Source organism: Actinosynnema sp. NPDC037264 (assembly GCF_055603705.1).
In genome coordinates this window covers 1-18855 of sequence record NZ_JBVJVK010000100.1, presented here as the reverse complement: position 1 = coordinate 18855, position 18855 = coordinate 1, and the positions used below count along the sequence as shown (strand labels likewise).

Genomic DNA, 18855 nt, shown 5'->3' with positions numbered 1-18855 from the left:
CCGTTGCCGTGCGCGCAAGCCGCTGACCTGCGCAAACGACAAGCCGCTGACCTGCGGTTTTTCTGGTGGGCCGGGGGCGGCTGGACATCCGCGTCCCTGTCCTTTCTCTCTCCCCGGCGGATCGGCGGCCGGGGAGGTGGAGGGTTGTGGAGGGTTCGCCGGTTCTCCGCCGCGAACGCGCCACAGTGGAGGGTTGTGGAGGGTTCGCTGTTCCTTCCACGCGCGCGCGCTCGCTGAAAAGTTTGCGGCGAACTATCCACTACCCTCCACCACCTCTGACCTGCACTAATGCTGACCTGCAAACTTCGACCAAGGTAGAGGTTTGTGCCATACTGCGCGCGGCGAAGGTGATCGGGATGAGGAGGTGTCAGTGCGCGCGGACAGCGGGCTGCAACCCGACAACGGCGGCCGGCTCACGCCGTCCGTCGAGGCGTCCCTGAGCGCACTGACCACCAAGCCGGAGGACGCCGGCCTACGCGCGCTGGCGCTCCAGTACGCCGCGGCTGTCGACGCCGCCGCCGAGATCGCCGCCGACGCCGCGCTGATCGAGCCTGATGACGAGGACCAAGCCCGCCGCCTGGCCGCGCTCCTGCGCCGTGTCGAGCACCAGACCGTTCTCGGCGAGCTGGGCCCGAAGCTCCAAGCGGCGCTCGCCGAGCTGGGCGCGTCGCCGAAGTCGCGGGTGCTGATGAACAAGGGAGGTGCCCCCGATGCCAACGCCCGCCGGACCAAGCTCGATGAACTCCGCGAGCGCGAGGCCGCCCGTTCTGGGCGCGGTTCAGCCGCGGCTGTGGACGCCACCCCTGCGTGAGCTGACCCCGGAGACCAGCTACGGCTTCGACGTGATCGAGTTCGCTCGGGACGAGCTGAAGGAGCCGCTGCTCCCGTGGCAAGAGTGGACCGTCATCCACGCGGGCGAACTGCTGGAGGACGGTCGGCCGAGGTTCAAGTTCGTGCTGATCCTCGTGAGCCGCCAGAACGGGAAGACGTACCTGTGCGTCGTGCTCTCGCTGTTCTGGCTGTTCGTCCAGCGCGTGAAGATGATCCTGGGCACCTCGACCAAGCTGGAGTACGCGGGCGACGCCTGGAAGGAAGCGGTGAAGCGGGCGCGCCGGAACCCGGCCCTGGCCATCGAGATCCCGAAGAACGGCGGCGTGCGGAAGACGAACGGCGAGCAGTGCCTCTGGCGGGCCGATGAGCTGGAGTACGAGCTGGAGGAGGGCAGCAAGTACCGGATCGCCGCGAGCAACGAGGAGGGCGGCCGGTCGATGAGCGTTGACCGGCTCATCCTGGACGAGCTGCGCCAGCACCACGACTACAGCGCGCACGACGCGTCGGTGCCCGCGACGACGGCCCGGTGGGGTAGCCAGGTGTTCGCCCTGTCGAACGCGGGCAGTGACCTGTCCGTGGTGCTCAACGACTACCGGGACGCGGCGCTGTCCTACATCGACACCGGCGTGGGCGATCAGCGGCTTGGCCTGTTCGAGTACTCCGCGCCCGACACCGCGTCGCCCCTCGACTTGGAGGCGCTGGCGCAGGCAAACCCGTCGCTCGGCCACCTCGGCGACGGTGCCGAGACCCTGCTGGGCGCGGCCCGGCGCGCGGTGACCAAGGGCGGCAAGCTGCTCGCGTCGTTCAAGACCGAGCACATGTGCATCCGGGTGAAGCGGATGGACCCGGCCATCGACGGCGAGAAGTGGGCGGAGTGCCACGAGGACGGCACGCTGGACGATGTCCGCGACCGCGTCGCCCTGGTGCTGGACGTGTCGCTGGACGGGCTGCACGCCACCCTCGTGGCCGCCGCGATGCTCGCTGACGGGCGCGTGCGCGTCGAGGTCGTCCAGCACTGGGAAGGGCCCGACGCCCTGCGCTCGGTTCGCGCCGACTTGCGCGACCTGACGATCAAGGTCGGACCGGCCCGCGTCGGCTGGTTCCCGAACGGCCCGGCCGCCGCGCTCACTGCCGAGATGGCCAAGCGCGAGGAGAACGACCCGCGAGGTGCCTGGCCTCCGCCTGGCGTCGAGGTCGAGGAGATCAAGACGGTGCCCGCCGTGTGCATGGGCCTGGCCGAGCAGGTCCGGTCCGGCAGCATCGTGCACAGCGACGACGAGGTGCTGAACGAGCACGTGACCGGCGCCGAGAAGTCCTACAGCGGCGACGGCTGGAGGTTCACCCGGCGCGGCGCTGGTTCCTGCGACGGCGCGTACGCGACCGCGGGTGCCGTCCACCTGGCCCGCACCATGCCACCCAACGAGCGGCCTGTGCCGAGACCGGCGGTTTTCTGATGACCACGTCCTCACCCAAGCGGCGCGGCCGGCGCGGCCGGGCCGACGTTGTCGGCTCCGCGCTCCAGCTCGGCGGCGGCCTCGTGCTCGTCGCCGGGGTGTTCGTGCTGGCCGGACTCGGCGTCGCCCTGGTCGCTGGCGGCGTCCTGGCCGTCGGCGTCGGCGTGCTGGTCGAACTGGGGTGGTTGTGATGGGGCTCGGTCGCGCGTTCATCCGCCAGGCCACCGTCGAGGACGAGCACGCGCGCACCGCCGGCGCGACGTTCGAGGCCGCCGTGTTCCAGGGCGGCCCGGTCCGGGACGCGTTCCTCGGGTCGTTCTACCGCGGCGCGATGTCCATCCCCGGCGCGTGGCGCGCGGTGACCCTGCTGGCCGACCTGATCGGCCGCGTGCCGTGGGAGGCGTACCGGCAGCGGCCCGGCCGTCCGGTCGAGGTGATCAGGCCGACGCCGTTGCTGCTGGAGCAGCCGTCACCACCCGATACCCGGATGACCACCATGTCCAGCCTGTGCATGGACCTGATCTGGCACGGCAACGCCATCGAGGTCATCGCCGCGCGCAACGCGACAGGGGTTCCGACCGCCACCGTGCCGGTGCCCGCGGCGCACGTCGGCGTACGGCGCCGAAACCACGACGAGACGGAACCCGGCCAGGTGGTCTACATGATCGCCGGGCACGAGTTCGGCCCGCACGAGGTGATCCACACGAAAGGGCCGTGCGAGCCGGGCGGGCTGCGTGGCGTCGGCGTGCTGGAGGCGCACCTGGAGACGATCGAGCTGGCGCACGAGCAGCGCAAGCAGGCGCGCTCGCTCGGCGTGCACGGCGTGCCGACCGGCACCCTGAAGTCGACGGCGCCCGACCTCACCGCGCCCGAGGCCGCCACGCTCAAGGCCAAGTGGCTGGAGGCGCAGCGCACCCGGACGGTGGCCGTGCTGAACGCCACGACCGAGTTCGTGCCGCTGTCGTGGAACCCGGAGGAACTTCAGCTCATCGAGGCTCGGACGTTCACCCTGGTTGAGCTGGCGCTGATGTTCGGCATGGACCCGTCCTGGTTGGCCGCGTCGCAGCACTCCCGGCCCTACTCGAACATCGAACAGGAGGGCATCAACCTCCTGAAGTACACGCTGGGCGGGCACCTCGCGCGGTTCGAGCAGGCGCGGTCGCTCGTGTTTCCCCGGGGCACGACGGTGAAGGCGACGCTGGACGTGGTCCTCCGCGCCGACACCTTGGCCCGCTACCAGGCGCACAAGATCGGCATCGACGCCGGGTTCCTCACGGTGGACGAGGCGCGCGACCTGGAGGACCGGCCGCCGCTCGGCGACGCCGCCGCATCCACCCCGCCGCCCACCAAGGGCGACGCCGAGCAGGAAGGCACCGACGATGAGCAGTAACGCCCGCCGCAAGCAGGCCGCTGGCCGCACCGCGCCCGCCGCGCCCGCCGCGCCCGCGGCTCAGGCCGCGCCCGCCGCCGCACCAGCCGCCGCCGCTCGGCCGGTTGAGCGCGTCGAGGAGCGCCCGGCCGCGCCTACCCCGGACGTCACCCCGGCGCGCACCGCCGAGGACGTCAGCGGCCAGCAGGACGGCCCGGCAGGGCCGTCGGAGGGCGTCGAGAACCAGTGCACTCGGGACGGGTGCACCAACGAAGCGTTGCAGGGCGGCATCTGCTGGAGCCACTTCCTGGAGGCACGGAATGCCTGACGACACCACGATCTACCGGACGTTCGCGCCGGACTTGGAGGTCCGCTCGGCGAGCAGGGGCGGTGACGGCCGAACCATCGTCGGCATCGCGGTCCCGTACGACCGGCCGCAGCGGATCGACGCCGAGCTGACGGAGTCGTTCACGCGCGGCTCGTTCGCCCACCAGATCGCCGCGGCGCACCGCGTGCCGATCACCCGGAACCACCAGCGGCACGGCGGCGTCCTCATCGGTCGGACGCTGATGTTGCGCGAGGACACGGCCGGGCTGTACGGCGAGTGGCGCGTCTCGGCGACGCCGACGGGCGACGAGACGTTGACGCTCGTGCGCGACGGTGTGCTGAACCACCTGTCCATCGGCTTCCGGGAAGGCCAGAACCGGCGCCTGCCCGGCGGCATCGTCCAGCGCGCGAAGGCTCACCTGACCGAGGTCGCGGTGGTGCCCGAGGGCGCGTACGGCGACCACGCCGCGGTTACCGAGGTCCGGCACCTCGGCGCGACCGGTGCGTGCCCGGAGTGCGGGACCGCGCTGGGCACGGAACGGCTGGACCGTGCCCGCCAGATTCTCGCCGCGCTGCCCGTCCTGCCCGTGTAGCTCACCCTTACTGGAGGTTTTTCGGAACCTCCAGTAAGGTCCAGCCCGAAGTTCGATACCGACACCCCGTCGGACCGGAGCGACACCCCGCGACACGCGGCCCCTCGCCCGGACCCGCACGGCACCCCGGTCACTCGTGACGTGAATCCACCGTCTCCCGTGACCGGAGGTCACCCGTGAACCCGTACCTGAAGAGGCTCCGCGACCGCTACGACGCGCTGCGCAGCGGCATCGAGGGCTTGCAGACGCGAGCCGCCGACGCTGGCCGCGACCTCACCGAAGACGAGCTGCGCTCGATCACCGAGCAGTCGCAGGACGCCGCGCTGCTCGCGACGCAGATCGCCGACCTGACCGAGGTCGAGACCCGCAACGCTCGCGTGGCGTCGCTGGCCGCCGACCTGGACAACGTCCTGGGCGGCGACGCGGCGGCTGACGTGCGGCAGCGCCAGGAGGAGCACGACCGCTCGCGCGTCACCACCCGCGACCGCGACCCCGGCCACTACCGGGCCGCGCACGAGGGCGGAGAGCACTCGTTCTTCCAGGACCTCTACACCGCCGGCGTCCGGCGCGACCCGTTGGCACAGCAGCGCCTGGAGGAGCACAACCGCGCGCTGTCCACCGGCACCAACGGGCCCGGCGTCGTCGCCCCGCACTGGATGACCGAGCTGTTCCAGCCGCTCAACCGGCAGGGCCGCGCGCTGGCCGCCCGCGTCAACCGGATCCCGCTCGGCGACGACCCGCGACCGATCACCGTGCCGAAGCAGACCGCGGGCACGGACAACGTGGTGGCCGAGCAGGTCAACGAGAACGACGCGCCGTCCCAGGTCGACGCGTGGGACTCCGACGTGGACACCGTCACGCCCAAGCCCACGTCCGGCTCGCAGAAGCTGTCCCGGCAGCTCCTCGACATGGCGACGCCCGCGGTCGACCAGCTCATCTACGCCGACCTGATGTCGGTGTTCGACCTGAAGGTCGAGACGCGCGTGGCCGCCGCCATGCTGGCCGCCGCCGGCGCGTCGGTGGTGTCCCTGGCGACCGAGGCCGCCTTCACCGCGTCGGCCGCGACGGACGCCGTGATCGACCTGTCGACGGCGGTGTGGACGTCGCGCCTGCTCCCGCCGGACATCCTCGCGGTCAGCATCCCGCGGTTCGGGCGGTTCCGGAAGCTGAAGGACGGCAACGGCCGACCGCTGATGCCCTTCGGTCAGTACAACGTCCAGAACGGCGCCGGTGTCCAGACCGGCCCGATGACGGGCGAGATCGAGGGTCTGACCGCCATCCCCACCGCGGGCATGGGGACCGGCCTGGCGTACCCGGAGAAGTTCCTGGCCGCCCGGTCGCAGGACGTGCTGCTGTTCGAGTCGGACGTCCTCCGGTTCCGGTACGAGGAGGTCGCCGGCCCGCAGTCCATCATCCTGGGCGTCTGGGGCTACATCGCCACGTACGTGCTGCACGGTGGTGCGGGCGTCAAGGCCGCACAGGTCACGGCGGCCTGATCGTGAGTACCACCTGGCCGCCGACGCTGGAGGAGCTGAAGGCGGACAAGGGCGTCACCGACGACCGCGACGACGCCGCGCTGACGCTCCAGCTCGACGCCGCGGTGGCGTTCGTGGAGCGCGTCCGCCCGGAGTTCAACTACCGGGCGGACGCCACCCTCGACCCGCTCGTGTGGCCGGACCCGCCCGCGGACTTGGTGCTCGGCACGGTGCGCCTCGCCTTGCGCTGGTTCAGCCGTCGCAAGTCGCCGGACGCCCTGATCGCGATGGGCGAGCTGGGTACCGGACGCGTCCCGTCGTTCGATCCGGACATCGAGCGCCTGCTGGGTATCGGCCGGCACCGAGGGCCGGTGATCGCCTGATGTCCGCTTTGGAGGAGTGGCCGCTGGTGCTGGCCGAGGCCGCCGAGACCGTCGACAAGGTCCGCGCGTACCCGGCCGTCGGCGCCGACATAGATCCGCCCGGCGTGATCGTCGGCCCGCCGTCGCTCACCTGGGACGGCTTCCAGATCGAGCCGACTGGAGCCAGCTACACCGTCTTCGTGGTGACCGGCATGGACGAGCGCGCGGTGGAACACCTCGTGCGCCTGGTCCCGGCCGTCGCCAAGGCCATCGACACACAGACCGACGCGACCGTGATCAACGCCGTGCCCGGCGTTTTCGCGAACGGCGCGATCGATCTTCCCTGCTACGCCATCACCGTGGAGGTGGCACTGTGACCGTCCACCAGCGACGATTGAAGATCATCACGTTCACGCTCGACGGGCAGTCGTTCGAGTGCCAGTTGAAGAACTGGAAGTACGACCCGGGCGAGTCCGACGGCGACCGCATGTACACCTACTGCGCTGACGGCACGTTCGTTGAGGAGACGGACCCGGAGCCGACGCTGGAGCTGAACTTCTTCGCCGACTGGCGATCGGCCGGGATCAGCCGCTACCTGACCAAGAACGGCGGCCAGGTCGTGGACTTCACCCTCGACCACCTGCCGGACGTCCCGGGCGAACACGTCCGGTGGGAAGGCCAGGTGAAGCTGAAGAAGCCCGCCGTCGGTGGCGAAGCCCGGACGACCGAGGTCACCGACATCACCCTGATGGTCGTCGGTGAGCCCGACTTCATCGAGGTGGGATGATGGCCCGCACTTCTGTCGCCACACAGGTGATGCCGCTCGCCGGTCTCGCGCCGATCCTGACCGCGCCCACTGTGGACGGTGACGTGGTCGACGTCGGCCGGTGCTACCTGCACGTCGCGAACGACAGCGCCGCACCGATCACGGTCACCGTGCAGACGCCGGGCGGTGTCGAGGACCTGACGCTGTCCGATCGGATCGTCACCGTGGCCGCCGGCGCGTTCAAGACGATCCCGCTGACCATGAACGCCTACCGGCAACCGGTCCTCAGCGCCGATGCCGGCCGTGCGTACGTCGACTACTCCAGCGTTGTCGACGTCACCAGAGGAGTGATCTCGCTGTGAGTGAACGGCATCAGCTCGTCGCCACCATCACGCCCGACGACGGCGACGAGTTCGAGGTGAAGGTGCGTTCCCGCGACGCGTTGGCGTGGGAACGCACCAGCAAGGGCAAGACCGAGGGCGACACGTTGGCGGGCACGTACCGCCTGGTGTGGCTCGCCGCGTCCCGCCAGGGGCTCACCTCGTTGTCCTACAACGAGTTCGAGGACTCGTGTGACATCCACACCCGCAAGGTGGCTGTGGACCCTACGAACGCGGAAGCGTCACCCGAGACCTGATCGCGTTGGCGATCTCGACACGGCAACCGCTGTCCGAGGTCAAGCGCTGGTCAGAGCAGGAGATCGCGACCGCTTGGGAACTACTGGACGACTTGCACGACCGGGGCGGAAGTCGCGGCGGAAGTGGACGGGCCGGAGGTAACTCCGGCCGGGTGATGTCTGGCTGACGAGGTGGGAAGGAGGTTCCGGTGGGCGGCAAGAAGACGGCACTCACGGTCCGGATCGACGTGCCCGGCCTGAAGTCGACGCTCAACGCCTTCCGTTCCCTGCCGAAGGACGCCACGCAGGAGATCCGCGACGGCTCCCAGCGGCTCGCCGAGTTCCTGGCCGCCAAGGTGCGCCAGTCCGCGCTCGGCGACAACCGCCAGTCCGCGCTCATGGCACCGACCGTCAAGGCCGTGCGCGACCGCGTGCCGGTCATCCAGGCCGGTGGCGCGAAGAAGGTCGGCACCAACCGGGTTCCCGCCTGGAAGGTGCTGTTCGGCTCCGAGTTCGGCAGCGACAACTACCCGCAGTTCCGGCCGTTCAAGGCTGACGGGTACTGGTTCTTCCCCGTGGTCGACGTGAACAAGGGGCCGGTGTTCGAGCAGTGGCAGGACATGGCTGACCGGATCATCGAGAAGTTCACCGCAGGCGGTGACGACTGATGGCCGGAGAGCGCACAGTCCGCGTCCGTTTCCAGGGTGAGAACGAGATCGGCCCATCCGCCCGCGACGCGTCCCGCGACATCGCGGGCGTGGGCGACTCGTTCAAGGGCTGGGCCGGGCAAGCCGCGGGCGCCGCTGCTGGTGTCACGGCGGCGTTCGCCGCAGTCGGCACGGCGGGCGACCTCATCGGGGAGGCGTTCGGCAACATCGACATCGCGAAGAACCTCCAGAACCAGCTCGGCCCGGGAACCGCGGTCGCCGAGCAGGCCGGGCGCATCGCCGGGGAGCTGTACTCCGAAGGTCTCGGGGAGGGCCTGGCCGAGGTCTCGGAGGCCACCCGGGCGGTGACGACCGAGATCAAGGGCCTGGCCGACGAGGACCTGGCGGGCGTCACCTCGCGCGCCTTGGCGCTGTCCAAGACGTTCGGCGTGGACGTGGTCGAGAGCTCGCGCGCGGCCGGGCAGGCGGTGAAGTCCAACCTGGTCGAGACGCCCGAGGAGGCATACGACCTGCTGACGTTCGCGTACCGGACGCTCGGCGCGACCGCCGACGACGTGATGGACACCGTCACCGAGTACGGCGTCCAGTTCCAGTCCCTCGGCCTGACCGGCAAGCAGGTGTTCGGCCTGTTCGCACAGGGCGGTGAAGCCGCGGCCCGGAACACCGACCTGGTGTCCGACGCGTTCAAGGAGTTCGGGCTCATCGTCCGCGCGATGCCCTCGGCGGCCGGTGACGCGATGGCCAAGCTCGGCCTGGACGCCAAGCAGATGCAGGCCGACGTGTCCGCCGGCGGCGACCGGGCGTCGGGCGCGCTGGACACCATCCTGGACCGGCTGCGCGCGATGAAGGACCCGGTCGAGCAGAGCGCGGCGGCGACCGCGCTGTTCGGTACCAAGGCCGAGGACCTCCAGGGCGCTCTCCTCGCGATGGACCCCTCATCGGCCGTGGCCGCCCTGGGCCAGGTCGACGGCGCGTCCGGCGCCCTGGCGGCCAGCATGGCGCAGGGCCCGACGGCCGAGATCGAACGGGCGAAGCGCCAGTTCATCACCTTCGCCACCGACGTGATCGGCGGCCAGGTGATCCCGCGAGTCACCGAGATCACGGGGTGGTTCCGCGACAACTTCGGGCCTGCGATCTCCTCGGTGACCGGGCTCATCGGCAGCAACAAGGAAGTGCTCGGCGCGACGGTGATCGCGGTCGGCGGCCTGCTCCTGGGCTACGGGCTGCTTCGCGCGGCCATGTTCACCTACAACGCCATCCAGACCACTGCGACCGCCGCACAGTGGCTGTGGAACGCCGCGATGACCGCGAACCCGGTCGGGATCGTGATCGTCGCGATTGGACTGCTGGTCGGGGCGATCGTCTACCTGTGGAACCACAGCGAGTCGTTCCGGAACTTCTTCATCGGCATGTGGCGAGCCATCCAGGACATGGTCGGCAACGCGGCGGGCTGGATCGCAGACCGGTGGCGCGGCCTGGTGAGCTTCATCGAGGGCATCCCGGGCGCGTTCGGCCGGATGGCCGACGGCGTGGCCGGTGCCGTGAAGAATGGATTCAAGACCGCCGTGAACTGGGTGATCGACCGCCTGAACTGGATGGTCGACCGCGCCAACGACCTGATCCGCGGCGTCAACTCCGTGGTGCCGGGCAACGGCATCCCGACCATTCCCCGGATCCCCGGCATGGCGACCGGCGGCACGGTGCTCACCGGCGGCTTGGTCAAGGTCGGCGAGCGCGGCCAGGAGATCGTCAGCTTGCCCGCGGGCGCGACCGTCACCCCGAACCGGGAGACCGAGGCGCTTCTGGGTGGCGCCGGTGGCGAGCTGGTCGGCGAGCTGTACCTGGACAGCGGCGAGTTCCTCGGCGTGGTCCGCGGCGTCGTCCGGCAGGAACGGCGCGCCGGTGCGCGTGTCGCCTCGATGGCTCCTGGCGGTGGCCGATGAGCATCACCGCGACCTACGCCGACGACCTGTCCCGCGTGCGCATCTCGTGCACCGGTGCGCCGGCGCGCGCCGACTACGCGACCATCGAGCGCTCGGCCGACGGCATCACGTGGTCGGAGGTGCGCGGCGGCGGCCAGGTGCCGCTCGTGGGTGGCGAGTGTGCGCTGGACGACTTCGAGTTCACCCCGTCCGTGTCCAACACCTACAGGGCGTCCTACGTGGACGCCGCCGACCCGGCCATCATCGGCCCGGCCGCGTCGGTGTCCGGCGTCAACGTGCCGCTGAACCCACCGCTACCGGGCGGGCTGATCGACGGTGACCTGATGCTGTGCAAGGCGGCGATCCGGTCCACCTCGGCCAGCGTGAACACTCCGGCCGGGTGGGCGCTGTGGGTCGACGGCGGCAACTTCAGGGTGTTCGCCCGTACCTACGTGACGGGCGACGTCGCGCCGACGGTGACGTTCACCGGCGGCGGTGTCGCCGACGACACGGTGGCGCGCATCCTCGGCGTGAGCAACTGGAGCGGTCCCACGTGGAACTACCAGTCGAACGCGAGTGCGCAGAACATCGCCGTGCCGATGATCGGGCTCGTCGCCGATGTCGGCCCGAACCTCATGATCCGTATGGGCTGGAAGCAGAGCACCGCCACCTCGTCATCCATGCCCGGCTGGACGTTCCTCTCCCGTGACAGCGTCGTCGCTGGCGACGACGAGACCGTGCTGTGGTACAGCAACCTGACCCTGGAGGGACAGGGCGCCGGGCAGTTCACGATGTCCGGCGGCGTGGCCGCGGTGTCCAAGTCCGTGTCCATGCGCCTGGTGCGCCCGGCGTACCTGGTGCGCGAGAGCACGACCGTCCTGCCCGGCCTCGATCGCGTGTGGCTGAAGAACCCACAGCGGCCCTACCTGAACCGGCCGGTGACCGTGGTCGGCTGGAGCGACGTCCAGCGCCCGGCCCGGACCGGCGTGTTCGACATCGTGGGCCGGTCGTTCCCGGTGGCCGTGACCGAGCTGCGCGGCAGCCGGCGGTACACCCTCACCCTGACCACGACCGACCTCGACGCGCACGACGACCTCGACGGCGTGCTCGGCGCCGGTGAGCCGGTGCTGGTGCACGTGCCCGCGGGCTGCCCGTTCCCGGGCGGGTACTGGGTGGTCGGCGAGACCACCGTGCGCCGCCCCGCCGCGCGCCGTTCCGAGCGCCGGTACTTCGACCTGCCGCTGACCGAGGTGGCCGCGCCGGACGGGACGCTGGTCGGCAACACGATCACGTGGCAAGGCGTGATCAACGGCTACGCGACGTGGGCCGACCTCATCGCGGCCGAGCCGACCTGGTCCGACGTGCTCGACGCCATCGGCACCCCGGCCGACGTGGTGGTGCCCTGATGCGCGCGGTCACCGAGAGGTTCCTGGGCACCATCACCGGCTCGCACCGGATGGTCGCGCGCGCCCGCCTGGTCGCGCCCGGCCAGACGGGCACCAACCCGACCGGCACGGAAATCCCCATCCTCGACGGCGACGTGCAGGCCGACGCGTCCGCCGAGGTGCGGTCGTCGCTGGAGCTGACGACGTCCATGCCGTTCGAGGACATCCCGACCACGTGGCCCGAGGTGTACGTGGAGCGTGGCGTCGTCTACGGCGACGGCATCCGCGAGTGGGTGGGGCTCGGGTACTTCAGGGTGCAGGCCAGCGAGCAGGAGAACGCGCCCGACGGCCCGATCCGGCTCTCTGGCCTCGACCGGATGCAGGGCATCATCCAGGCCCGGCTCATCCAGCCGCGGCAGTACTCGGCCTCGGCCACCATCGCCGCTGTGGTGGGTGATCTCGTGTGGGAGGTCTACCCCACGGTGTCGGTGGTGATCGGCTCGCCGTTCCTCGACGCCGCAACGCAGGCGCTCGGCACAACCAAGATCGTGGAGCGCGACAGGTTCGACTTCCTGTTGCGCATCGCCAAGTCCTACGGCTGCACGATGTACTTCGACCACAACGGCGACTTCAAGATGGTGGCGGCGCCCGACCCGGCCGTTCCCGTGTGGACGATCAGCCGAGGCCGTAAGGGCGTGCTGGTGCGGATGTCTCGCAGCGTCAACCGGTCCGAGGCGTACAACGCCTGGGTCGCCGAGGGTGAAGCGCTCGGCGACACCGTTCCGGCGCACGGCGTGGCCTACGACCTCGACCCGGCCAGCCCGACCCGCTACGACGGCCCGTTCGGTCCGTCGCCCACGTTCTTCTCGTCGTCGCTCATCGCCACCGACGCGCAAGCGGTCGCGGCGGCCGAGGCGATGCGGAACCGAGCGGTCGGCATCCCCTACAACGTCACGTTCGGCACCGTGCCGAACGTGGCCCTGGAGGTCAACGACCCGGTGAGCATGACCTACAGCGACAGCGCCAACGCCGAGACGCACGTCATCGACAAGTTGGTCTACCCGCTGGTCCCTGACGCACCGATGACCGGCGCAACGCGCGTCGGCGGGTGGTCGTCGTGAACTACGACGGCGACGAGGTGTTTCTCCAGCCCGCACCGGCGATCGGCCGCGACACGCCGCCGCCGTTCGCTCAGGGCGTGGTCGAGACGTGGAACGCGTTGGCGGGAACGAACAAGGTTCGCGTGCGCGGCAAGTCGTTGACCAACCTCCTTTCTCTGGTGGGCAGTGAGGGCGGTCTGATCCGGCCGGGCGACGTCGTGTGCATCGCGTTCTTCCAGGACACGGCGGCGGTGCTCGGCCGGATCGACGCGCCGGGCGTCGAGCAACGCGCGCTCGGCATCCACACCGCGCGCATCTTCACCGGCGTGTCGGCGACGACGGACAGCTGGGAAGACCACGGCGGACCGGAGGTAACCGTCTACATCGGATCGTCACGCCGCTGCAAGGTCGACCTGTCGGCGATGATCGACTCGGTGGACACGATCGGGTTCGCCGGTTTCCAGGTGTCCGGCACGTCCACCATCGCCGCGAACGAGTGGAACGCGGTCTCCACAGGTGGACCGGGGACGCAGTGGGTCAACGCCACGCGGGTGGTGACGCTCTCGTCAGCCGACGGCCTGAACGAAGGCAACAGCACGTTCCGGATGCTCTACAAGACCGCCGCGGGCGGACCTGACGTCGCCGGGTTCCGCAACCGCGAGATCACTGTCCAGCCGTTCTGAAAGGAGGTCGTCGTGCCTACCACGCCGAACTACGCGTTGCCCTACCCTGGCACCAGCGACCCGCCGCACGGGCCGAACCAGCTCGCCGCCCTGGCGTCCGCCGCCGATACCGCTCTCCTCGGCGTGAACAACGCGCTGGACGCCCGGCTGGACGCGATCGAGGCGTGGACGTACGCCCGCGGTGAGGTCGCCCGATTCCAGCGGGACACGCCGACGCCTACGACCACCACAGCTGTGCGGGCGTTCTGGATGCCGGCACCGGTCGTCGCCGGCCGCGCGTACAAAATCTGGACCAACCCCATCGCCATGTTCAGCACCGTGGCCGGTGACGACCTGTCGATGGACATCACGTACACCACCAACGGATCCACGCCGAGCACCGCGTCACCTTTACTGCCGGGCGGTGTGGTCCAGGACCGGATGCAATCGCTCCTCAATGGATTGTTCCTGCCGATCACGACCCGCTACGCGCCCGCGACGTCGCACACGCTGAACCTGGCGCTGTGCATCCGCCGGAAGTCCGGCACCGGGAACGTGTCGCTGTTCGCCGACGTGGCTTCGGGCTACGTGATGACGCTCGTGGTCGAGGACATCGGCCCGGCGGTATCCGCAACCGGAACGCTCAACTGACCACCGACTCTCCCTATCTAGCAAGGAGGTGCGCCACATGATCGGCAGCACAGCAGACGGCGTGCCGCCCGGTTCAGCGATCGTCACCCCGAACCAGATGCTCGCCGAGATCCAAGCGACTCACCAGGAGGTGCGCGACCTGAAGGGTTTGGTGGAGAGCGTTCTTCGGCCAGTTGCCGACCACGAGTCCCGACTCAGGTCGTTGGAGCAGCAGCCGGACAACACCGAGGTCGTGGGCGAAGTGCAGGACCACGAGACGCGACTCCGCGCGCTGGAGCAGTGGCGGTGGAGCATCGCTGGACTGGCCGCGATCGTCGGCGGTGGCGGCGGTGCGCTCGTCGCGAAACTGATCGGAGGCTGACCGTGTCCGTCATCATCCCGCGGCACGTGTGGAAGCCGCGCTACAGCAACGGCGAGCCGGGCCTGATCATCGGCACGTCGGCGTGGGAGGCCGCACAGCGCGAGCTGTGGGCCCACCACAGCATCACCAACCCGCCCGGCCCGGACGCCACGCTGGAGCAGGACTGCGAGCACATGCGCGCGTTCGAGGCCATCGGACAGTCCAGGTTCGGGCAGGGCATCTCCTACACGTGGGTGATCATGCCGTCGGGCCGGGTGTTCGAGGGGCACTCGATCGACCGGCGCGGCACCCACACGTACCAGCGCAACGACCGCAGCCGCGCCGTGTGCTTCGCGGGCAACTTCGACGTGGCCGCGCTGCCCGACCGGATGGCGCGAGCCGCAGCCTTGCTGTTGCGCGAGATCGGCGCGACGTTCGACGGCGGCCACCGCGATGTGTACGCGACGGCGTGCCCCGGCCGCCACGCCTACGCCCGCCTGCCCGAGATCAACCGGCTCGCCACGTCCGGTGAGCCCCTGTCCCTGGAGGGTAACGAGATGACCCTGTTCACGCAGGCAGCCAAGAACGCCTACGACGAGGCGTACGTCGACATCAAGGCCCTGCGGGCGCTGCTGATCGGCGACGTCGGCAAGGACGGCCTGCCGGCCCTCCAGCGGCACGTCAACTTCATCGTGGAGGAGCTGACCCGCCGCACGTCTCCGCGGTTCGCCGCGATCGAGGCCCGGCTGGACTCGGTGGCCGGTGCACTCGGCGACGACGAGGCGAAGTTGCTCGCGGCGATCAGGTCGCAGCCGACCGGCGGTCAGGTCGACGTGGCGCAGCTCGCCGCCGCGCTCGCGCCGATGCTGCCCACCGGCGCCACCCCCGACCAAGTAGAGGACGCCCTGCGCACCGTGCTGCGCACCGGCGTGGACGAGAAGGAGGACGACCCCGCATGACCAACACCAACCTGCCGGACCGGCACCCGCTGGACCGGATCGCGAAGACCGTCGGCACCGTGCGAGCCGCGGTGCTCGCCGTGCTGTCCGTCCCGGCCGTGGCCGTCATCGTCGGCGCGGACCTGCCCGGCCACCTGGACAAGGTGCTCGGCGCGATGGTGGTGCTGCTGAACGTCGTCGGTCCGCTGTGGGCCGCGGTCGCCGTGCGCGTCCGTGGCGAGAAGGTGGTGACCCCGGTCGCCGACCCTCGCGCCGACGACGGCTCGCCGCTGGTGCCGATCCCCGGCGGGCGATGACCTGCCACGAACACGACGAGAAGGCCCCCGCACCACCACCCGGAGGTGATGGTGCGGGGGCCTTCTCGTCGTTCAGGTCAGTCAGCAGGCGTTGCACTGGTCGATCTTGGACTGGTCGGCCGGGCACGAGTCCGCGCCGCCGTTCTGCGGGCACCCGCCGTCGCTGGCGCGGGGCGTGCCGGTCCGGGCGAGCCGGATGCACGTCGGCGGGGTGATCGTGGACGTGTCGGCCGCCTGCGGCCTGGTGAGCGTGCTGGTCGTCACGGTGGTGTCCTCTCGGTTGGTGGTGCTACGGGGTGGTGCGGTCAGGTGGTGGGCGTGTCGTCGGTGGTCCGATGCGCCGGGTGCGGTGATGGTGCGGGCGGTGGGTTGTCGTCCTTGATCTGCAACCAGGGCGACAGCACCGGCACGCCGTCGTCGTCGTTGCCGCTGTGGACGAGCAACCGCGTGTCGATCTCGTCTGCCACGTCTCCTCTTCCCGATCGGTGCTGATGAGGCCGTGCCCGCCTGCTCTGGGTGGGTTGCAGGCGGGGCACGGCCGGTGCACACACGTCGCCCTGGGATGTGCGCACCACCCGGACCGATGGCGGCCCGGGATGACGGGGTTAGATCTGGCTCTGCCACTGGTACGCGGCGGTCAACGCGGCGGCTGCGGCGTCGCGCGCTTCCTCGACACGCCCGAGCAGGGCGGCGGAGGCGGAGAGGAGCTCCCCGGCAGCGGGAACGGTGCTTTCCTCGGCGATCAGGCCCATGGCCACGTGCGGCCCGCGCAGGCTGTCCGCGATGCCGGCCAGCGGTCCCTGCACGGTCTGGATCGCGTCGATCGATCTCGCCACGATCTGGCCGACGTCGCCGATACTGCGGCTCACGGGTCCTCCTGGTGGATGTCGGGTGGACCGCACCCGCCCGGTGCGAGTCGGGCGGGTGCGGCTGGTGTGCGGTTCCCGCCGGGGGCGCACACCATCCGGGCCGCCGGCGCGGTCGGCCCGAAGTCGGTCAGTCGCCAGCCAGGTCCGGATCGCGTGGCACGAACGTGCGCCATCCGGTCTGCCCACGAAGTCCGGCGATCGCGTCCAGGATCAGGTCGTGCGCGCCCATGCCGGCGTCGTTGACGACCCCGTCCATCAGGTCGTTCGCACCGTTGATGTCGTCCGCCCGTAGGTGCGACTCGACCTCGTTCACCTTGCGGCGTAGGTAGGCCCACATCTGCGCCTTCTGCTCCGAGGTGAGGGTGATCTGGAACCCCACGAGCTACCTCCTACGCCGCACGCGCGTGTCGTGGGCCGTTGCTGGCAGAGGTGCCGGCCGAGGGGTGGCCGGCACCTCCTCGCAGCACCGTGACGCGGTTCGGGCCAACGTCACGGCGGGTCGTTGTCGGCACGGTGGCCGTGTGGCCGAGGTCGCGGAGGTCGGTCCGGATCGCGGCGAACCGCTGGTAGCGGGTGAGGCGGTGCACGGCGTAGAGGACAGCCGCGGCGATCGCCAGGATGCCGAAGACGAACACGGCGAACTGCTGTTCGAAGGTCATGGGTGAGCCCCTTTCGTGGCTGGTCACGGGGAAGGGCGGGCCCGACCGACCCGGCTGGGGGGAACCTCCGGGCCGGTCGGGTTGTGGCCGATCGGGTGCGGTGCGACGTCACCCGCCCGCACCGGCGTGAACGGGACGCTTGGAGCCGTCCGCGCCTTGGTCCTCGACCACGTGCGGCCCTTCCCAGAACCGCTCGCGCACGCTATCGCTCAAGCTTTAGCGAGCGCCATAGCCTGATCGGGGGATGTCGGCCACCCGGACGAGTCGCCACACTGGCGGCGCCCAGATACCGGGAGGATGGCTACGTGACCCCGCACAGCCCGCAGACGCCGTCGGCCGTTCGATGGCTGATCGGCATGGAGTTGAAGCGCTACCGCAAGAGCGCCAAAGTGACCGCTCAGCGCGCGGCGGCGCTGATCAACAGCCACGACAGCAAGATTTCCCACATGGAAGCGGGGCGCTACCGGCAGGATCCGGCGGAGGTTTCGGCGCTCGCGGAGTTCTACGGCGCGCCCGCGTCGGTGGTGGATCGGCTGGTGGCGCTGGCCGCGCGTGACGACGAGTCGACCTGGTGGGCCCCGTACTCGGCGGTGGTGCCCGATTGGCTCCAGACGTACGTGGGCCTGGAGCACCTGGCCGACGCCGCGACTGTCTACGAACCGCTCGCGCTGCCCGGCCTGCTCCAGACCGAGGAGTACGCGGTGTCGCTCACCGCCGCGTCGCCGCGCGTCCGCCCGGACCGCGCCCGCAGGTTGGTGGAGTTCCGGCTGGAGCGCCAGCGGCGGTTGAGCCTCGACCAGGAGGGCGACCCGCTGGAGCTGACGGCGGTGGTCGAGGAGTCCGCGCTACGCCGCCCGGTCGGCCCGCCCGGCGTGCGGCGTGCCCAGTTCGAGCGGCTGCTGGAGCTGGGCGACCAACCGAACGTCGCCCTGCATGCCATGCCCTGGGACCTGCCTGCACACGCCGCGATGGCGGGAAGGTTCACCCTGCTCCAGTTCGCCGAGGTACGGCCGATCGTGTACGTGGAGCTCTCGGATTCGGCCCTCTACCTGCAAGATCCGGACGAGACCGCCGCCTATACCATGGCGGCGGAGAGTCTGGTAGGTGCCGCGCTGGACCGGCGCGACACTCGCTCCCTGATCACGTCACTGATCAGCGAGCTTGGATGACGCGGAGATGATGACCATGACCACCGATCGACGCTGGCGCAAGAGCAGCCGATCCACCGACAACGGCGCGTGCGTCGAGCTGTCCGGCGACCTGGACGCCGTGCGCGACTCGAAGAACCCCGACGGCCCGGTGCTGGAGGTGCCGCGTGCGGCCCTCGGCGCGCTCCTGGCGGCGGTGAAGCGGCACCACCTCGGCTGACCACCCGCTGACGACGAGGGCCCGGCGCGATCCATGCGCCGGGCCCTCGGTCGTTCCATGCCGGGACGCGTCCCATATCCGTCCCACGCGCCTCATGATCGAAACGGTGTTATGAAGCAGATTCTATAAACGCCGCAAGGGTTTTCGACTGCGCCACTCGCGATTCCTCGTGGACGTACATCA

At 70.3% G+C, this 18855-nt stretch carries 28 protein-coding genes; 23 read left to right on the top strand and 5 right to left on the bottom strand.

Annotation, left to right across the window (positions count from 1 at the left end; all coding sequences use genetic code 11):
- Positions 1 to 370: 370 nt before the first annotated feature.
- The 21 genes from ACZ7GX_RS43960 to ACZ7GX_RS43860 all read left to right on the top strand — a co-directional run bounded on the left by ACZ7GX_RS43960 (position 371) and on the right by ACZ7GX_RS43860 (position 15776).
- Entirely contained in the window at positions 371 to 811 is a 441-nt protein-coding gene (locus tag ACZ7GX_RS43960) for a terminase small subunit (RefSeq protein ID WP_498786561.1), read from the top strand.
- A gap of 31 nt (positions 812 to 842) precedes the next feature.
- On the top strand, positions 843 to 2285 hold the full coding sequence (locus ACZ7GX_RS43955; protein ID WP_498786559.1) for a terminase large subunit domain-containing protein: 1443 nt from the start codon (positions 843 to 845) through the stop codon (positions 2283 to 2285).
- Positions 2285 to 2476, top strand: a complete 192-nt coding sequence (locus ACZ7GX_RS43950) for a hypothetical protein (protein ID WP_498786557.1) — start codon at positions 2285 to 2287, stop codon at positions 2474 to 2476. The genes ACZ7GX_RS43955 and ACZ7GX_RS43950 overlap by 1 nt, the downstream gene beginning before the upstream one ends.
- Positions 2476 to 3675 carry a phage portal protein gene (locus ACZ7GX_RS43945; protein ID WP_498786555.1) on the top strand — a complete coding sequence of 400 codons (1200 nt, stop codon included), beginning with the start codon at positions 2476 to 2478 and terminating at the stop codon, positions 3673 to 3675. Before ACZ7GX_RS43950 ends, ACZ7GX_RS43945 begins: the two co-directional genes overlap by 1 nt.
- On the top strand, positions 3665 to 3982 hold the full coding sequence (locus tag ACZ7GX_RS43940; RefSeq protein ID WP_498786554.1) for a hypothetical protein: 318 nt from the start codon (positions 3665 to 3667) through the stop codon (positions 3980 to 3982). Before ACZ7GX_RS43945 ends, ACZ7GX_RS43940 begins: the two co-directional genes overlap by 11 nt.
- Entirely contained in the window at positions 3975 to 4574 is a 600-nt protein-coding gene (locus ACZ7GX_RS43935) for an HK97 family phage prohead protease (RefSeq protein WP_498786552.1), read from the top strand. Before ACZ7GX_RS43940 ends, ACZ7GX_RS43935 begins: the two co-directional genes overlap by 8 nt.
- A gap of 176 nt (positions 4575 to 4750) precedes the next feature.
- A complete protein-coding gene (locus ACZ7GX_RS43930; RefSeq protein ID WP_498786550.1) occupies positions 4751 to 6070 on the top strand; it encodes a phage major capsid protein in 1320 nt (439 codons plus the stop codon).
- Between the two features lie 2 nt (positions 6071 to 6072).
- A complete protein-coding gene (locus ACZ7GX_RS43925) occupies positions 6073 to 6432 on the top strand; it encodes a phage head-tail connector protein (protein WP_498786549.1) in 360 nt (119 codons plus the stop codon).
- 26 nt (positions 6433 to 6458) lie between these two features.
- Positions 6459 to 6788 carry a hypothetical protein gene (locus tag ACZ7GX_RS43920; protein WP_498786547.1) on the top strand — a complete coding sequence of 110 codons (330 nt, stop codon included), beginning with the start codon at positions 6459 to 6461 and terminating at the stop codon, positions 6786 to 6788.
- Entirely contained in the window at positions 6785 to 7198 is a 414-nt protein-coding gene (locus ACZ7GX_RS43915; protein ID WP_498786545.1) for a hypothetical protein, read from the top strand. Before ACZ7GX_RS43920 ends, ACZ7GX_RS43915 begins: the two co-directional genes overlap by 4 nt.
- A complete protein-coding gene (locus tag ACZ7GX_RS43910) occupies positions 7198 to 7539 on the top strand; it encodes a hypothetical protein (RefSeq protein ID WP_498786543.1) in 342 nt (113 codons plus the stop codon). Before ACZ7GX_RS43915 ends, ACZ7GX_RS43910 begins: the two co-directional genes overlap by 1 nt.
- Complete coding sequence (locus ACZ7GX_RS43905; protein ID WP_498786541.1) at positions 7536 to 7814, top strand: hypothetical protein; 279 nt, start codon at positions 7536 to 7538, stop codon at positions 7812 to 7814. Before ACZ7GX_RS43910 ends, ACZ7GX_RS43905 begins: the two co-directional genes overlap by 4 nt.
- A gap of 188 nt (positions 7815 to 8002) precedes the next feature.
- Positions 8003 to 8461: a hypothetical protein gene (locus ACZ7GX_RS43900; protein ID WP_498786539.1), complete on the top strand. Its 459-nt coding sequence runs from the start codon at positions 8003 to 8005 to the stop codon at positions 8459 to 8461.
- A complete protein-coding gene (locus ACZ7GX_RS43895) occupies positions 8461 to 10404 on the top strand; it encodes a phage tail tape measure protein (protein WP_498786537.1) in 1944 nt (647 codons plus the stop codon). Before ACZ7GX_RS43900 ends, ACZ7GX_RS43895 begins: the two co-directional genes overlap by 1 nt.
- Positions 10401 to 11789, top strand: coding sequence for a hypothetical protein (locus ACZ7GX_RS43890; RefSeq protein WP_498786535.1), 1389 nt, complete (start codon positions 10401 to 10403; stop codon positions 11787 to 11789). The genes ACZ7GX_RS43895 and ACZ7GX_RS43890 overlap by 4 nt, the downstream gene beginning before the upstream one ends.
- Positions 11789 to 12889, top strand: coding sequence for a DUF5047 domain-containing protein (locus ACZ7GX_RS43885; protein WP_498786533.1), 1101 nt, complete (start codon positions 11789 to 11791; stop codon positions 12887 to 12889). The genes ACZ7GX_RS43890 and ACZ7GX_RS43885 overlap by 1 nt, the downstream gene beginning before the upstream one ends.
- Positions 12886 to 13551: a hypothetical protein gene (locus tag ACZ7GX_RS43880; RefSeq protein ID WP_498786531.1), complete on the top strand. Its 666-nt coding sequence runs from the start codon at positions 12886 to 12888 to the stop codon at positions 13549 to 13551. Before ACZ7GX_RS43885 ends, ACZ7GX_RS43880 begins: the two co-directional genes overlap by 4 nt.
- A 12-nt stretch (positions 13552 to 13563) precedes the next feature.
- Positions 13564 to 14181, top strand: coding sequence for a hypothetical protein (locus tag ACZ7GX_RS43875; protein WP_498786529.1), 618 nt, complete (start codon positions 13564 to 13566; stop codon positions 14179 to 14181).
- Between the two features lie 28 nt (positions 14182 to 14209).
- Positions 14210 to 14542, top strand: a complete 333-nt coding sequence (locus ACZ7GX_RS43870; RefSeq protein WP_498786526.1) for a hypothetical protein — start codon at positions 14210 to 14212, stop codon at positions 14540 to 14542.
- A gap of 2 nt (positions 14543 to 14544) precedes the next feature.
- Positions 14545 to 15480, top strand: a complete 936-nt coding sequence (locus ACZ7GX_RS43865; protein WP_498786524.1) for a peptidoglycan recognition protein family protein — start codon at positions 14545 to 14547, stop codon at positions 15478 to 15480.
- Positions 15477 to 15776: a hypothetical protein gene (locus ACZ7GX_RS43860; protein WP_498786522.1), complete on the top strand. Its 300-nt coding sequence runs from the start codon at positions 15477 to 15479 to the stop codon at positions 15774 to 15776. The genes ACZ7GX_RS43865 and ACZ7GX_RS43860 overlap by 4 nt, the downstream gene beginning before the upstream one ends.
- A gap of 81 nt (positions 15777 to 15857) precedes the next feature.
- Here the strand turns inward: ACZ7GX_RS43860 and ACZ7GX_RS43855 are convergent, their stop codons facing one another.
- From ACZ7GX_RS43855 to ACZ7GX_RS43835, 5 genes are all read right to left on the bottom strand, one after another.
- On the bottom strand, positions 15858 to 16040 hold the full coding sequence (locus ACZ7GX_RS43855; protein ID WP_498786520.1) for a hypothetical protein: 183 nt from the start codon (positions 16038 to 16040) through the stop codon (positions 15858 to 15860).
- Positions 16041 to 16081: 41 nt separating this feature from the next.
- Positions 16082 to 16243 (bottom strand): hypothetical protein, encoded by a 162-nt coding sequence (locus ACZ7GX_RS43850; protein ID WP_498786518.1) that lies wholly within the window; start codon positions 16241 to 16243, stop codon positions 16082 to 16084.
- Between the two features lie 138 nt (positions 16244 to 16381).
- Positions 16382 to 16645: a hypothetical protein gene (locus ACZ7GX_RS43845; RefSeq protein ID WP_498786516.1), complete on the bottom strand. Its 264-nt coding sequence runs from the start codon at positions 16643 to 16645 to the stop codon at positions 16382 to 16384.
- Between the two features lie 127 nt (positions 16646 to 16772).
- Entirely contained in the window at positions 16773 to 17024 is a 252-nt protein-coding gene (locus ACZ7GX_RS43840; RefSeq protein ID WP_498786514.1) for a hypothetical protein, read from the bottom strand.
- Positions 17025 to 17034: 10 nt separating this feature from the next.
- Positions 17035 to 17304, bottom strand: coding sequence for a hypothetical protein (locus ACZ7GX_RS43835; protein WP_498786512.1), 270 nt, complete (start codon positions 17302 to 17304; stop codon positions 17035 to 17037).
- A 305-nt stretch (positions 17305 to 17609) separates the two neighbouring features.
- On the opposite strand from ACZ7GX_RS43835, the gene ACZ7GX_RS43830 reads away from it, so the two are divergent.
- Both ACZ7GX_RS43830 and ACZ7GX_RS43825 read left to right on the top strand, forming a co-directional pair.
- A complete protein-coding gene (locus ACZ7GX_RS43830; protein WP_498786510.1) occupies positions 17610 to 18473 on the top strand; it encodes a helix-turn-helix domain-containing protein in 864 nt (287 codons plus the stop codon).
- Between the two features lie 16 nt (positions 18474 to 18489).
- Positions 18490 to 18672 (top strand): DUF397 domain-containing protein, encoded by a 183-nt coding sequence (locus tag ACZ7GX_RS43825; protein WP_498786508.1) that lies wholly within the window; start codon positions 18490 to 18492, stop codon positions 18670 to 18672.
- Positions 18673 to 18855 lie beyond the last annotated feature (183 nt).